At 59.3% G+C, this 15,363-nt stretch carries 15 protein-coding genes; 4 read left to right on the plus strand and 11 right to left on the minus strand.

Features of this window, described 5'->3' with window-relative positions:
• Positions 1-2 precede the first annotated feature (2 nt).
• Complete coding sequence (locus ABS45_RS10335; RefSeq protein ID WP_291555449.1) at positions 3-980, plus strand: bile acid:sodium symporter family protein; 978 nt, start codon at positions 3-5, stop codon at positions 978-980.
• A complete protein-coding gene (locus ABS45_RS10340) occupies positions 977-2,635 on the plus strand; it encodes an isovaleryl-CoA dehydrogenase (protein ID WP_291555450.1) in 1,659 nt (552 codons plus the stop codon). Before ABS45_RS10335 ends, ABS45_RS10340 begins: the two co-directional genes overlap by 4 nt.
• 1 nt (position 2,636) lies before the next feature.
• Here the strand turns inward: ABS45_RS10340 and ABS45_RS10345 are convergent, their stop codons facing one another.
• From ABS45_RS10345 to ABS45_RS10375, 7 genes are all read right to left on the minus strand, one after another.
• Positions 2,637-3,359, minus strand: a complete 723-nt coding sequence (locus ABS45_RS10345; protein ID WP_291555452.1) for a type 1 glutamine amidotransferase — start codon at positions 3,357-3,359, stop codon at positions 2,637-2,639.
• A 20-nt stretch (positions 3,360-3,379) separates the two neighbouring features.
• Complete coding sequence (locus tag ABS45_RS10350) at positions 3,380-4,558, minus strand: ABC transporter substrate-binding protein (protein WP_291555454.1); 1,179 nt, start codon at positions 4,556-4,558, stop codon at positions 3,380-3,382.
• 60 nt (positions 4,559-4,618) lie between these two features.
• Complete coding sequence (locus tag ABS45_RS10355) at positions 4,619-5,143, minus strand: 3-hydroxybutyryl-CoA dehydratase (protein ID WP_291555455.1); 525 nt, start codon at positions 5,141-5,143, stop codon at positions 4,619-4,621.
• A gap of 12 nt (positions 5,144-5,155) precedes the next feature.
• A complete protein-coding gene (locus ABS45_RS10360; RefSeq protein WP_291555457.1) occupies positions 5,156-5,560 on the minus strand; it encodes a Rid family hydrolase in 405 nt (134 codons plus the stop codon).
• Between the two features lie 38 nt (positions 5,561-5,598).
• On the minus strand, positions 5,599-5,871 hold the full coding sequence (locus ABS45_RS10365; protein ID WP_291555459.1) for a hypothetical protein: 273 nt from the start codon (positions 5,869-5,871) through the stop codon (positions 5,599-5,601).
• A gap of 212 nt (positions 5,872-6,083) precedes the next feature.
• A complete protein-coding gene (locus ABS45_RS10370; RefSeq protein WP_291555460.1) occupies positions 6,084-7,526 on the minus strand; it encodes a glutamine synthetase family protein in 1,443 nt (480 codons plus the stop codon).
• Positions 7,527-7,540: 14 nt separating this feature from the next.
• Positions 7,541-8,863, minus strand: coding sequence for an aromatic ring-hydroxylating dioxygenase subunit alpha (locus ABS45_RS10375; RefSeq protein ID WP_291555461.1), 1,323 nt, complete (start codon positions 8,861-8,863; stop codon positions 7,541-7,543).
• Between the two features lie 18 nt (positions 8,864-8,881).
• Between ABS45_RS10375 and ABS45_RS10380 the strand changes: the two genes are divergently transcribed.
• Positions 8,882-9,049 carry a hypothetical protein gene (locus ABS45_RS10380; RefSeq protein WP_291555462.1) on the plus strand — a complete coding sequence of 56 codons (168 nt, stop codon included), beginning with the start codon at positions 8,882-8,884 and terminating at the stop codon, positions 9,047-9,049.
• Positions 9,050-9,054: 5 nt separating this feature from the next.
• Positions 9,055-9,786 (plus strand): GntR family transcriptional regulator, encoded by a 732-nt coding sequence (locus ABS45_RS10385; RefSeq protein ID WP_291555463.1) that lies wholly within the window; start codon positions 9,055-9,057, stop codon positions 9,784-9,786.
• Between the two features lie 30 nt (positions 9,787-9,816).
• Here ABS45_RS10385 and ABS45_RS10390 read toward each other — a convergent pair whose 3' ends face one another.
• From ABS45_RS10390 to ABS45_RS10405, 4 genes are all read right to left on the minus strand, one after another.
• Positions 9,817-11,160 (minus strand): nucleobase:cation symporter-2 family protein, encoded by a 1,344-nt coding sequence (locus ABS45_RS10390; RefSeq protein WP_291555464.1) that lies wholly within the window; start codon positions 11,158-11,160, stop codon positions 9,817-9,819.
• Between the two features lie 153 nt (positions 11,161-11,313).
• Positions 11,314-12,690 (minus strand): nucleobase:cation symporter-2 family protein, encoded by a 1,377-nt coding sequence (locus tag ABS45_RS10395; protein ID WP_291555465.1) that lies wholly within the window; start codon positions 12,688-12,690, stop codon positions 11,314-11,316.
• 48 nt (positions 12,691-12,738) lie between these two features.
• Positions 12,739-13,806, minus strand: coding sequence for a xylose isomerase (locus ABS45_RS10400; RefSeq protein ID WP_291555466.1), 1,068 nt, complete (start codon positions 13,804-13,806; stop codon positions 12,739-12,741).
• 135 nt (positions 13,807-13,941) lie between these two features.
• Positions 13,942-15,324, minus strand: coding sequence for an amidohydrolase family protein (locus tag ABS45_RS10405; RefSeq protein WP_291555467.1), 1,383 nt, complete (start codon positions 15,322-15,324; stop codon positions 13,942-13,944).
• Positions 15,325-15,363 lie beyond the last annotated feature (39 nt).

The raw sequence follows: 15,363 nt of genomic DNA on the forward strand, positions 1-15,363 counted from the left end.
GCATGCAACGCCCTTCCTGGCTCCCCGACAACTTCGTGCTGACGCTGGTGGCGCTGATCGTGCTCGCCAGCGTGGCGCCGGTACACGGGGCGGCGGCCCATGGGGCGGCCTGGCTGACCAATGCGGCGATCGCGCTGCTGTTCTTTCTGCATGGCGCCAAGCTCTCGTTTGCGGCCGTGGTGCAGGGGCTGTCGCACTGGCGGCTGCATGGCTTCGTGCTGGGCGTCACCTTCATCGCGTTTCCGCTGCTGGGCTGGGCCGCGCAACCGATGCTGGTGCCGCTGCTGGGGCCGGAGCTGGCGCGCGGCGTGCTCTATTTTTGCGTGCTGCCGTCGACGGTGCAGTCGGCGATTGCGCTCACTTCGATGGCGCAGGGCAATGTGTCGGCCGCGGTCTGCGCGGCGGCCGTTTCCAGCCTGCTGGGGGTCTTTCTCACGCCCGCGCTGGTGCTGCTGTTGCTGGGCTCGGCGGTCGAGGGCATTGATTTTGGCCAGGCGCTGGTACGCGTTGTGGTGCAGTTGTTGCTGCCGTTTGCGCTCGGTCAGGTGGCGCGCCGCTGGATAGGCGCCTGGGTGGCGCGCCACAAGGCGGTGCTCAGGCAGGTGGACCAGTCCTCCATCTACCTCGTCATCTACACCGCGTTCAGCAAGGCAGTGGTCGACGGCATCTGGCAGCAGTTGCCCGTGAGCCGTCTGCTGCTGCTGGTGCTGTGCTGTCTTGCCGTGCTGGCGCTGGCGCTGGCGGGCTGCCACTGGGCCACGGGGCGGCTGGGTTTTGCCATGGAAGACCGCATCACCGCCCTGTTTGGCGGCTCGCAGAAAAGCCTGGCCACCGGTGTGCCTATTGCACAGGTGCTGTTCACTGGTGGCAGCATGGGGGCCTTGCTGCTCCCGCTGATGATTTACCACCAGTTGCAGCTGATGACTTGCGCGGCGCTAGCGCGGCGTTTTCAGGCGCGTTCCATTGGAGCTTCCCCATGAACTGGACTACCCACGACGTATTCAATCAGGTCAGCGAACTGCGTGACTATGACTTGCTGGCGACCGACCCGGCGCTGTCGGAGGCGATCCGCCGCGATGGCGCCGAATGGGCCGTGCCGCAACTCTCGCACTACGCACGGCTCATGGGCCAGTCAGAGACCTATGAACTCGCCGCGATGGCCAACCGCCATACGCCCGAGCTGCACGGTTTTGACATGCGCGGGCGGCGCATCGACCAGGTGGAGTTCCACCCCGCATGGCACCAGCTGATGGCGATGTACCGCGGCGAGGGGTTGATTTCGCTCCCATTCAAGGAGCGCAAGGCGGGCCGCTGGACTGCGTGGGCGACTGGTTTCTATCTGCATGGCCAGATCGAGCAGGGCACCTTGTGCCCGGCGACGATGACGCAGGCCTGCATCCCGCTGCTGCAGCGTGAACCCCCGCTGTGGGCCCTGCTGGGCAGCAAGCTCTACAGCGACGCCTACGATCCGCGCGACCTGCCAGTGGCGCAGAAAGACAGCATCTGGATCGGCATGGGCATGACCGAGAAGCAGGGCGGCTCGGACGTGCGCGCCAACACCACCGTGGCCACGCCCGTCGCCGGTGGCGGGCGCGGCCAGGAATACCTGCTGCGCGGCCACAAGTGGTTCTTCTCGGCGCCGATGTGCGACGCGCACCTGGTGGTCGCGCGCGTCGGCGAGGGCGGGCCGTTTGCCTGCTTTTACGTGCCGCGCTGGCGCCCCGACGGCAGCAAGAACGCGGTCAACATCCAGCGCCTGAAAGACAAGGTCGGCAACCGCAGCAATTCCAGCAGCGAGGTGGAATTCCATGATGCCTGGGGCGTGCTCATGGGTGAGGAAGGCCACGGCATACGCACCATCATCGAGATGGCGACCTTCACGCGGCTGAACTGCGTGGTGGGCAGCAGTGCCATCCTGCGCCAGGCGCTGGTGCAGGCCATCGCCTATGCGCGAGAACGCCACGCCTTCGGCAAGGCATTGGCCGAGCAGCCGCTGATGCGCGCGGTGCTGGCCGACATGGCGCTGGAGAGCGAAGCCGCGCTGGTGCTGCTGATGCGCCTGGCCCGCGCCTACGAGCGCGACGACACCCCCGCCGAGCGCGCCTGGAAACGCATGATGACGCCCGCTGCCAAGTTCTGGGTCTGCAAGCGCGCCGTGGAGCTGACCGGCGAGACCATGGAGGTGCTGGGCGGCAACGGCTACATCCTGGACGGCATCGTCGGGCGCTTGTTCCTGGAGGCGCCGGTCAACTCGATCTGGGAAGGCTCGGGCAACGTGATGTGTCTGGACGTGCTGCGCGCGCTGGCGCGCGAACCCGAGGCGGCGCAGGCGCTGCTGGCCGAGCTCGCGCCCGTCGCGCTGCGCGAGCCGCTGCTCAAGGCATTGCTGCAATCGCTCACCGCGATGGTGACCACGGCGCCCGAAGCACTGGAAGCGCTGGGCCGCATCTTCGTGCAGCAGATGGTGCTGCTGGCTCAAGGCTGCCTGCTGCGCCAGCATGCGCCGGCGTGCGTGGCCGATGCCTTCATTGCGACTCGGCTGGGAGCTGCGGGCCAGGGCGGGCGGGTCGCCGGCGCGATCGACGTGCGCGGCCTGGACGTGCCGGCCATTCTCGAGCGTGCGCTGCCGCGCTGAATCACGTGGGAATGCCCCGCAGCCATCGGGAATACAGCTGCGTCAGCAGGGTGTGCATGCGCGCCGTCCGCTCGGGCAGATCGCGCCGGGCGTCGGCCGGGTCGCAGACCGCCGGGTTGCCCAGTGCGAACTGACGCTCCAGCTGCTGGCCGTTGTGTTGCAGCGAGAGTTCCACCAGCTCGGGTGTCATTTCCAGGTGCGATTGCAGCAGCAGGTGGCGTTCGTGCAGGACGAAAGCCTGGTGCTCGCAGTGGCTGCTGCGGGCAATCTGCAACGCCCCGGGGGGCGGCGTGAAGGTATCGCCATGCCACTGGAAGGTCTCCAGCGTCTGCCCGGCCCAGGCGCCCCACCAGTCGCGCGCCACCGCGCTATCCGCGGTCTGCAGTGCTTGCCAGCCGATCTCCGGCCGAACATGGCTTGCCACGCTGCCGCCCAGCGCCAGCGCCACCAGCTGGCTGCCCAGGCAATGACCGGCGACGGGAATGCCCTGCGCATCGGCCGCGCGAATGAGCGCCAGCTCCTGGGGGATCCACGGGTAGTCGTCGTGCACGCTCATGTAACCGCCCATGAACACCAGCGCGCCGAAGGCGCCGGGATCGGTGGGCACGGCCTCGCCCGCCACGATGCGCACCAGCTGCACCGGGCGGCCCAGCGCCTGCAGTATGGGCACCACGGCGCCGGGCGCGCCGACGACGGTGTGCTGGAAAACCGCGATCGGCTTCATCGTGGCAAGGCCCTCCCCACTCATTTGGCGGATTTGCCCGGGTCCTTCACCGCCTCATAGCGCGCGAATTCGACGTTCTGCAGCACACCGCCAACCTTCTCGACCTTGCGGATGTAGACGTTCTGGACGATGTCGCGCGTCTCGGGATCGATCTGCACCGGGCCGCGCGGGCTCATCCACTTCATGCCCTTGACCGCTGCCATGAAGGCGGGGGCCGAGGCATCGCCCTTGGTCTTCTCCAGCGCCTGGTAAATCATCTGCACGCCGTCGTAACCCGCCACCGCCATGAAGTTGGGCCTGTCCTTGGGATAGGCCTTGGTGTAGGCGGCGACGAAGGCCTTGTTCTCGGGCGAGTCGTGGGCCTGTGAATAGTGGTAGGAGGTGATCATGCCCAGGGCGGCATCGCCCATCGCGGCCAGTTCCTCTTCGTCGGTCACGTCGCCGGTGGCAATCGCCTTGACGCCGGCCTGCTCCAGTCCGCGCTCCTTGATGCCCTTGGCCAGTGCCACGTTGTCCTCGCCGTTGGGAACGAAGAAGAAGGCCGCATCCGGCTTGGCGTCGAGCACGCGCTGCAGGAACGGCGAGTAGTCGGGCGTGTTGACGGGGGTGCGCACGCTGCCGACGATCTTGCCGCCCAGTTCCTGGAAGGTCTTCTGGAACTGCTTCTCGGCGTCGTGCCCCGGGCCGTAGTCCGTCACCATGGTGTAGGCCGACTTGATGCCGTTGTCCCAGGCCCAGCGCGCCATCGGCATGGCGTTTTGCGGCAGCGTCATCGACACGCGGACGATGTTGGGCGATTTTTCGGTGATCGATGAGGTGGCCGCGTTCAGCACCACCATGGGCACGTTGCCCTGCGTCGCCACCGGCGCGGCGGCAAAGGCATTGGGCGTCAGCGAAAAGCCGGCGAGGATGTCGACCTTGTCATTGACCAGCAGTTCCTGCGCGTGGCGCTTGGCCACCGGCGGCGCGATGCCGGTATCGTCCTTGACGATCAGCTTGATCTTGCGTCCGGCGACCGTGTCGCCGTGCGACGCCATGTACAGATCGATGCCATGCTTGATCTGCTTGCCGTGTGCGGCGAACGAGCCCGACATCGGCAGGATCACGCCTATCGTCAGGTCCTTGGTCTGCGCGCTGGCCAGGCTCGCTGCCCCGGCAATCAGCAGGGCAGTGGCGGCGCGTCTCGTGAAATGCTGCATGGTGTCTCCTTGTTGGAATGTGCAGGTTGGGAAAGGGGATGTCCGGGTGCCTGGCTGCGCTCATTGCCCCTGCGCCAATGCATTGGGCATGACATGGCCGCAACCCTTGCAGGTACGGTGCTCTTCACTATCAAAAAAGTTGCGATAGGCCTGGCTGACCGGGTCTTTGCCGTAGTCCGACACATTGAAGACCTCGGTGTGCAGCAGATGGTCGCACCGCGGGCAGTACCACTGAAACTGGTCGTCCTCGCCGGGGCGGCGGGCACGCTCTTGAATCAGCGCATAAGCATCAGGCGCAAAACGCGGTGAATGCGGGATGCCCGCCGGGGTGTGGATGGCCGCCCCTTCGGGAATCACCGCTACCTCTTCCTTGCCCTCGGGCGTGCGGTAATGCAACCGCATCTCGCCCTTGAGCATGATCATCATCTCGTCGCTCGGGTTGATGTGGAACTCGCTGCGGTAGGGTCTGCCGCGTGCCACGAACACCAGTGATTCGGGCTGTTGCCACAGCACGCTGACGTAGGCGCCGGTTTTTTCCAGCATCTGCATGCGTTCTTGCATGCGCACGATCGGCATTTGGTACATGGTGCGGCTCCTTCAGCCCAGATAGGCCACGCAATCGATTTCCACCCGCACGCCCTTGCGGTGCGGCGTGCCGCCGGTGCAGGTGCGGGTGACTTTTTCGCCGTCCATGAAGTCCCGGAACGCTTCGTTGAAAGCCGGGAAATCGGCGGTATCGCGCAAACAGACCCGCATGTTGACCACCTGTGCCAGGCTGGCGCCACCGGCTTCGAGGATGGCCCGGAGGTTGCTCAAGGTCTGGCGCGTCTGCTCGGCGATGCCGCCCTCAATCACCTCGCGCGTCGCCGGATCGAGCGGCCCTTGCCCCGACACGTAGAGCATGTCGCCGGCGCGGATCGCCTGCGCCAGCGGGGAGGGCTTGCTGTGGTCGGTAAAACCGGTGACCGGTGCCTGGCTGCTGTGCACAAGAATTTTGGGCATGGGAGGTCTTTCAAAAAATGATGCGCCGGGCTTGCGCATCACGCAGCGCTGTCCGGGCCGCTGCCCGCAGACTTGTCTGCCGCCGTTTGTTCGCGGTGCGCGATATGGGCCAGGATTTCCGCGCCGCGGTTGGCCGCCGACAGGCCGCGAAACAGAAAACACAAATTGATCGTGTCCTGCAATTCGTGCCAGCTCGCTCCGGCGCGCCGCGCTGCGATGGCGTGCAGGATGGCGGCGTCGCTGCCATCCATCAGCAGCATGCCGAACAGCATGAGCTGCGCCGTTTTCACGTCGAAGCTCTTGGGGTACATGCCCGCCGGTGACGGCCAGGCGCGCCTCGATGCGCGGCGGCACGAAGCCCAGCAATTCTTCGTAGATGCGCCCGCGTTCTTCGGCGCTGTGCAGCGGGTCGGCGTATTCGCCGATGCGCTGGCGTACGGATTCGGTGTGGATTCGGGCGGGAATCATGGGCGGAACGCTTTCATGCGGAGTCGGGTCGCTGGGCCCGGGTGGAGGCAGGGCATCAGAACATGTCGAAATATTCGCGTTGCTCCCACTCCGACACTTCGAGGTTGAAGCGCGCAATCTCGGCTTCCTTGATGTGGCAGTAGTAGTCGACAAAGCCCTGGCCGAGCTTTTCGCACAGCCAGGTATCCTGACGCAGCGCAGCCAAGGCCTGCTCCAGCGTGCGCGGCAGGCGCGGCGCCGGGGTTTCGTAGGGCGCATCCGCCGAAGGACCCGGGTCCATCTGCCCGGCTATGCCGTGCAGGCCGGCAAACAGCTGGGATGCCAGGTACAGATAGGGGTTGGCCGTCGGTTCGCCGATGCGGTTTTCAATGCGTGAGGCTGCGTCGCCCGGCGCACCGAGCACGCGCAGCATGGCGCCGCGGTTGTCCTCGGCCCAGATGGCGCGGTCCGGTGCCAGCGACAGCGGGCGGTAGCGGCGGTAGCCGTTGAGCGTCGGGCTGGCCAGCGCGGCCGAGCCGCAGGCATGCGCCTGCAGGCCGGCAAGGTAGTGCATGCCCATCGGGCTCAGGGGAGCTCCCCCTTCCTGTGTCGGTATGAAGGCATTGGCACCGTCCGCCATCCGGCACAGTGACTGGTGCAAATGCCAGCCACTGGACATGACGTTGGGGATGCGCGGTCGGCACATGAAGGTGGCGTGGTAGCCGTGGCGGCGGCAGATCTGCTTGATCGCGCTGCGCAGCAGCACCATGGTGTCGGCCGGCGCAAGCCCCGCGGTCGGGCCGAACACCAGCTCGAACTGGCTCGGGCCGAACTCGATTTCCAGCGATTGCAGCGGCAGCCCCAGCGCCAGCAACTCGCGGCGCAGCAATTCCATCAGCGCTTCGACGCTGTCGTAGCGCAACTCCGTCAGGTACTGATGGCCATGCGTGAGCAGCGATACCCTGGGCGGCACGCCGGGCTGGCCGGAATCGCCCAGCTGCATGGCGGCCTCATCCAGCTTGAAGGCATGGAACTCCACTTCCAGCCCGGCAACGAAGGACAGCTGCTGCGTGGCCAGCTCGGCCACTGCGCGCCGCAGAATGCGCCGGGTGTCGAACGGACAGGGCTGGCCATCTTTCATGTACGCGTCGCACAGCACCCAGGCAGTGCGCTGCGCCCAGGGCAGGGTACGCAAGGTGCCGGGGTCGGCGACGATGACGAAATCCGCCCCGCCTTGCAGCCCCGGCACCGAGAACCCGCCGCCGGTGGCAAACACCGGAAACACCGACCGGTGCGAGGTGTCCTTGGCCAGCAGGGTGGTGGTGAGGTTCACCCCGCGGCGCAGCGCCGAACGCCCGGCGTCGGCCACCAGGGTCTTGCCGCGCAGCACGCCATGCTGGTCGGCCCAGGAAAAGCGCACCACATCCCATTCGCCGGCTTCCAGGCGGGCGATGAAATCCTGCGCCTGTGCCTGCTGCGTGTCGTTCCACAAGCCGTGGCGCGTGACGAAATCGTCCATCACCGCTGCGCGCCTCAATCGCCCAGCCGGGCCGCTGCCCAGTCGCACTGCTGGCGGCGTGCGCGGTCGGCGCTGTGGCAGAACTGCATCGCGGCATCGGCCGTGGTCACGCCATCGACCGCCGGCGGACCGCTCAAGCGGCCGCCCTGGCCGGCGGCGGGCCGTGCCGGCAGCGGCTGGCCGGTCTGCACGGTGTCGATGGCATCAATCAGCATGCGCCGGTAGGCGGCGATCGCCTTGTCGGTGGTGCCCAGGTGCTCGCGTGTGCGGTCCTGGATGCTGCCCATGGACTCGCAGGCCCATTGGTCGTGCACGTTGATGTCCATGCCCATGCCGGTGTACGTTTGATCGCGCTGCTCGTCGATGTCGTAGCCGTAGTGGTTGCGCTTGTTCTTGCGCGAGTTGTACAGCGGCAACTCTATGGTCTTGAGGCGCTGCTCGCGCATCTGCTCCTTGTCCACGGGCTGTGAGAAGCTGGTGAAGATCGAGTACCAGTAGCTGTGGTGGTCGTCCACCGGCACATGCCACTGGGTGATGGTCATCTCCGGCCCCATCGGGATCACGAAGGCATTGGGAAAGGCGACGTTGGTGATGCGCACATGGGTCTGCTCGGGCGAGAGCTGGCGCAGCGTCGTCAGGCGCAGGCCGTAGTCGGTGGCATCGACGTTGATCTCCGGGCGCTCGTATTCGCGCAGCACCTTGGCGATCGGCAGGTCGGTGCCCAGGGAGGCGCCGCGAAACTGTTTGCCAAAGCTCTCCGACACGTCTTCATCTTCGAAGAATCGATGCAAGAACGAGGCATGCGCCGGGTCCATGCCGACCTCCAGCGCCTGCAGCCAGTTGCATTCCCACAGGCCCTTGAACGCGAAGGTGTGGCTGCCTGGCGCGACGAAGCAATCGAAATCGGCGAACGCCGGCGGTTCGCCCTGGCCCAGATAGGCAAAGATGATGCCGCTCTTCTCCACCACCGGGTAGGCGCCCTGGTGGATGCGCGAGCACAGCTTGCTGCCTTCGGGCTCGGCCGGGGTTTGCATGCAGCAGCCGTTCACGTCAAACAGCCAGCCATGCAGCAGGCAGCGCAGGCCGCCATCCTCGATGCGGCCATAGGCCAGGTCGGCGCCGCGATGCGGGCAGTCGCGGTCCAGCAGGCCCAGCCGCCCCTGTTCATCCCGAAACAGCACCAGGTGCTGCCCCATGATCTCGACCGGCTTCAGCGGACGCGGCCCGTCGAGTTCCTCGGCCAGTGCCACCGGTTGCCAGTACTGGCGCAGCAGGCTGCCGGCAGCGGTGCCGGGGTTGGTGCGGGTCATCAATTCGTTGTGTTCAGCGCTGGCCATGGGTTTCCGTTCCAAAAAATGCTGCATACCATTGCATGCAATGACGGCTATTTTCAGGCTTGGCGGTTTTTTGTCAATTCTTGCGATGTGGGTATTTTCCCTAAGAAATTGGGCGTGCGGCTGTGGCTGGGTTATGCGAGAATCGGATGCCGCATCGGCGTGATCGATGGTTATTGCATGCAATAGAGCCCATGACTTCCCAGCAATCCCGCGTTGTCGTGCAATTGCGCGACATGATCCTCAAGGGCGACTTCGAGCCCGGCGAGCGCCTGGCCGAAATCCCGCTGGCGGAACGGCTGGGTGCGTCACGTACGCCGGTGCGACTGGCACTGATGACGCTGGAGCACGAGGGGTTGATAGAGCCTTCGCCCGCGGGCGGCTACCAGATGCGGCGCTTTACCTCGCGCGAGATCGATGATGCCATCCGCCTGCGCGGCGTGATCGAGGGGTGCGCCGCCCGCCTGCTGGCCGAGGAAGGTGCGCCACGGCCGCTGCTGCGCAAACTGCGCGACTGCCTGGAAGAAGGCGACCAGATCGTCAACCGCCCCAGCATGGGGCTGGACGATTACGCGGCCTATGTCGAGATGAACAACCGTTTTCACGTGCTCATCGTTCAGGGTGGCGGCAACACCGCGATCCGGCGCACGCTGGATTTTCTCAACAGCCAACCGTTTGCCTCACCCAGCGCCATGCTGCCCATGCAATCGTCGATGCAGGAGGGTCAGCAGTGGATGCAATTGGCGCAGCGCCAGCACCATACAACCCTGCAGGCGATTGAGCGCGGGCAGGGGGCGCGTGCGCAGGCGCTGGGCGAGGAGCATGTTGAAATCGCCCGCATGAACCTGGAATACGCGATGGAGAGGCCGGAACTGGCGGCCCGGCTGCTGCCAAGCATGCGGCTGGTGACTGGCTCGGCAGGCTAGCGTGGCCACCAAGTCTCTAAAGAACCAATGCTAGTCTCCTTTGACTGCCGCAGCCCGCCAGTCCTTAACCTCAAGCCCGTTGAAAATAAGGTTCAAAACAATGGCAACTGTAGCACTCAAAAGAACACCACTATTCAAAATTGGACCAATTGCTGGCGGCATATGAGACCAAATTTTATCGGACATTGCTGGCATCATCCCCACACCAAGTGCGACTGCAGCAATAAATGCATTATGAGGTTTTTCGAGCCATGGCACGCGACTAAGAATGCTCACCCCAGAGAGAGCGATCAGTCCAAACATTACTAGTGTCGCCCCGCCCAGTACGAATTGAGGAATCGTCGCTACCACTGCTGCGATCTTGGGAATGAACGCAAGAACGATAAGAATTACCCCCGCAATAGCTGTGACAAAGCGGCTTCGCACGCCGGTCAATCCAACCAAGCCGATATTTTGTGCGAACGAAGTATACGCGAATGTATTGAATACGCCACCAATTACCGCTCCGGCCGCATCTGCGCGCAGTCCTCGCAAAAATTCATCTCGAGTGAGATTGCGATTCAAGATCTCAGCCATGGAAAAAAATAAACCTATGGATTCGGTCAATGTAACGATGACAATCATTGTCATCGTTAAAACAGGAACAAGCTGAAATGTGGGTGCGCCAAAATGGAAAGGCTTGACGACACCAAAGTAGGGCGCTTCAGCCACACCGGAAAAGTCGACTAGCCCCAGTCCGAAGGCAATGGCGTAACCCACAATCAGACCTAGAAGAACAGAAATATGAGAGAAAAATCCTCTCCCATATCTCATAAATATAATAATACTCAAAATTACCGCAGCGCTGATGCCCAAGTAAGTCAGCGAACCGAACTCCTGTGCGCCGAATCCGCCCCCCATCCATATCGTTGGTATGCCGAGCAAGCCTGCTCCGAGGCTCAATAGTGTTGTCCCGGTTACAATCGGAGGAAACAGGACCAACAATTTAACAATCCACGGCATCGCAATAAAACAAATTAATCCCCCACCAATTACAGCACCATACAAACCCTGCAATCCATAGTCATGGCCAATGGCGATCATCGGAGCGACCCCAGCAAACGCCACACCCATCATGATCGGCAATTTTATACCGATAAAATTCCCAATGCCCAGGCACTGAATAATAGAAACGATGCCACAACACAGCAAATCTGCATTGATCAGCAGCGCCATATCTTCTCTCGAAAGTCCAAGTGCCCCTCCAACGATCAGCGGAATAGTAATGGCTCCCGCATACATGACCATCACATGTTGGAAGCCGAGAATACTCATTTTTCCCAGTCCAAATTTTTCATCGACCGGGTCTTGACTATGCATGGTTTCTGATTTCATATTCGTCTCCTTTTGTACTAGGTAAGGCGGCTCCATACCAGTGTGTTGCGTTCGGTGGTCTACTTATCCCAAAGGTCAGGCCAAATCTATCATATGGCGCTTGTCAAAATAGCTGTTCGCACTCGTGCCAATATATATTCAGCACGATTAATTTCACGCGCGCGCGGCAGTCTCGTGCAATTCTTTGCTTTGCGCCTTGGGCAAGCCATTGAGGTACAAATTCAATAGCAACGAAGTGACTGCCGCTAAAACGATGCCACTGTGCGTGAATGGCGACATCCACTCCGGCATCTGACTGAACAATTGTTTATTCACCAGTGGCATCATGCCGACAACCACGCTCACAGCAACAATGATTAAATTGTTGCGCGAGGCATCATCTGAATCCTGATAACTCACGTTCGAAAGTACTTTGATGCCGGCCGCCACAACCATGCCGAACATGACGATTCCTGCGCCACCCAGTACGGATTGAGGAATCAGAGCGAAAATCGTTGATAGTTTGGGGAAAAGCGCAAGCACCATCATAATGCAGCCAGCAACCGCACAAACCCATCGGCTCTTAATCCCAGTGACGCCAACGAGGCCTACATTCTGTGAGTAACTCACATATGGGAATGTATTGAATATTCCGCCGATCACCGTAGCGAGCCCATCGACTCGGACTCCTCGCGTAATATCCTTTTCGCCAATCTTCTTCCCGACCATTTCGGCGACGGCCAACATCATTCCAGTTGTTTCGACCATAACAACCATCATGATGATCGATAACGCGATGATCGAGCCTAAATCGAAGGTTGGCATCCCAAAATGGAACGGCTCAACCAGTTCGAACCATGGCATATTTCTCACTGCGCCAAAATTTACTTTTCCGAGAATAACCGCTAAGACGAATCCAATTATTATGCCGAGCAATACAGCAATATTTCGAATCATTCCACGGGCATGCTTCGTTATTACCATGATGCTGAGCAACACCACAAGGCTGATCAAAAGATTTATCGGATCTCCAGCTGTATCGCCGCGCCCCGCAACCCAGCCCACACCCACTGGGATCAAATTAATTCCAGTCACCGCGATTACGGTGCCTGTCACCACCGGAGGGAAGAAGTGCACCATCTTTCCGACCAATGGCGCGGCAGCAATTGCAACTAGCCCAGCTGCAATGATCGCACCAAACATTCCTGTAAGGCCGACATGCGGGGATGTCACCATGACCATCATCGGCGGAACGGCGGCAAAGGTGACGCCCATCATCATGGGCAACCTGATCCCGAATTTCCACAATCCTGCGGATTGAATCAGTGATGCCAGGCCACATACAAACAAGTCAGCACTGATCAACAGTGCAATTTGTTCGGTAGTCAGCTTTGCCGCCCCGCCGATCAAAATGGGAACGGCAATCGCCCCAGCATACATCACTAACACATGCTGCAATCCAAAAGCGAAGAGGCGCACTGGTGGCAAAATCTCGTCAACCGGTTCGCGAGCGGTCGAACGCGAATTTGGAGTGCCAACTATTGTACTCATCGTGTCTCCCGAATAATTAAATTTCAACTAATAAATATGAAAAAATGACTATTTCATTCGCGATTGTCGGTCAAGATGTTCAATATCTCTGTACTCCTTTGCATCAAGTTGATTGCAGATCTGTGCGTATGTTGTCCGAATAAATTTCGCGACTGCCACACTTGACTCAAATGTGTTGTACTGAACACCAAGGCCATAATCAGGCAAATTTATGTAATCAACAGTCATCAATTCGAGTGGACTGTCTTCGGTGGAAAGGTGGTGGCGCAAGGTCTTGCGTACAACTTCCTTAGTCGGCTCGAGGAGGTATTCGTGCCATTCGTCGTACCACTCACCCGGCCGCGGCCGCAAAAATGGATATTGAACACCGCGCCCCGGTGTACCATCGTCGTTGAATGCCCACTGGTTGCAAGGACCATTGGGTACCGCCGGGCGGTTCTGCTGCCACCAAACCATATTCATGCCTAACCACTCATCAGCCAAGTTCCCTTTTTCGAATGGATCCAGAACCAATGCACCGTTACGTACATCCTCATCGATATCAAAAATTTTTTGCTCTTTAGGATTGCCGATCTTAAATATGCAGTGGCTGTAGTCCATTACGAAGTTGAATGGAACTCCCTGATCACGTATTCGACGCGCCACAGGGGAGACTCGACGGAAATCTTCCGACCACATCAAAATATGAACTTCGAACCCGATCCCCACGCCGTACTTTTGTCCAAGCTCATAAGAGCGGAGATATAAATCCACCAACTCTTGGTCGGTGACTACATGTCCATCTAAGTGATGGGCAAGAATCATCATATTGTGGTATCGCACACCGGCGGAGGCACAATTTTTCAGGTGACCTTGTAGTACACCCAATGGATCGGCACCAATTTTGTATGTCCAGGCGGACCCCAAAACCGGAAAAGAATATTTTTGGACTGCTTCAATATATTCTTCTAGTCTCTCTGTGAGCGGTAGTCGGTCGAAAAAATCAAATACCCCAGACTCAACAACCATATGAAACTGAAGATCAACTGACAGTTCGTTCAAAGAAACTGGTGATTGGATGCTTGAATTTTGCACCCCGCGGCCAGCACACCCAAGAAGGATTGGTTTATGTTTCATATATTTTCACAAAATTATGTGTGCTAATTCATAATTATCTCAAGTGCGCAACAAGAGAGTTCTTAGGAGTATAATATCTTATTTTTTCGTTAAAATATGTTTAATACTTTCGCGCTTTTTGAATCAACAAATCCGTTACATTAACAGACCTTGCAGGTCTGCCCTCCTAACCATAGCCTTGGAAGCATTGATTGCATCCTGCATGATTTGTGTTTCATCAACCTTGGTCGAGCGGCCATTTTTTATGACTACCTCGCCATCGATGATTACATCTCTGATATCATTTGATTCTGTAAACATTACGACATCCGTAATTATATTTTGTGTGGGATGATGGTGGTATTTATTTAAATCAATTACCAAAAAATCAGCCTGTGAGCCAATTTCCAATTTACCAATATTTTGGCGTAAGGTTTTCGAGCCCGATATGGTTCCCATCTCGAATACCAGAAGCGAATTTGTGCACGATGGATCTAGCTCTCTAAGTCGCTGCATCAAGAGTGCATTTTTCATCGCTTCGAAAATGCTTTTTCCGCCGACGGCTGTGCCGTCGGTGCCGAGTGCAATATTAACTCCAGCGCCACGAAGTGGCTGGAGTTTTACGATTCCGGAGCCGAGATATTGATTGCTCACAGGGCAGTGCACTATCGATGCACCGCTCTCCCCAATATTTCCAATTTCTTCATCATCGAGCCATATGCCGTGTGCTAATGAAGTCCGATCAGAAAGCATGCCATTTTTATACAACCAATTCACTGGCCTCAGTCCATGGAGACGTTGAAAAATATCAACTTCAAATTTTGATTCGCTGCAATGTGCCTGCCACCCAACGTCGTAACGGACCGACAGGTCATGACATGCGGCGATAAGCTCGGGATCGACGTAGACGATATTTTCCGGCATCGGCCAAACCTGAACTCTAGAATGCTTAGCCCGAGCATTGATGCAGGCTGCTGTTTCGTCGATTTCGTCTCTCTTCGATCTGAAGAACAAGCGTGGGTCGCACCCCATTGCCCGTCCGCCTTCCACCATTTGGCCAAACACTCCCCGGGCGATCACGCCGCGCATCCCGACACTTTCGACAGCATCACAGACCGCTTGGATTGTTTCGAAATCTGTCGGGGCGTAATGGTTGTCGATCAGTGCTGTGGTGCCGCACTTCATGCTATGAAGTGCGGCATACTTCGCAATTGCGACGGCGTCTGCGCGTGTCATCTGTGCTGCCAGAGGCAACATGAAACGCTCCAGCCACGGAAGAAGGGTAAGGCCATCTCCGAGGGTTCGCCCTATGGTTTGGAACAAATGCGTATGCGCATCGACCAGTCCCGGCGCTACTGCGCAACCAGAGCAATCAAGTGCTACATTCACATTGGGATAACGCTCTTCCATCTCTTTGACAGAGCCAAGATCGTGAATAATATTGTTTTTAACTAACAATGCCCCCTTACCCTCGGGGGTAGTTCGGAAAGGGTCGAGAATCGTCGAAAAACCGGTGAATAATTTATATTCCGAATTCATGATTGCCTTGGCGTAATTATGAAAACAAATGTTTGAAAA

It is taken from the genome of Comamonas sp. SCN 65-56 (genome assembly GCF_001724135.1).
GTDB lineage: Bacteria > Pseudomonadota > Gammaproteobacteria > Burkholderiales > Burkholderiaceae_C > Comamonas_C.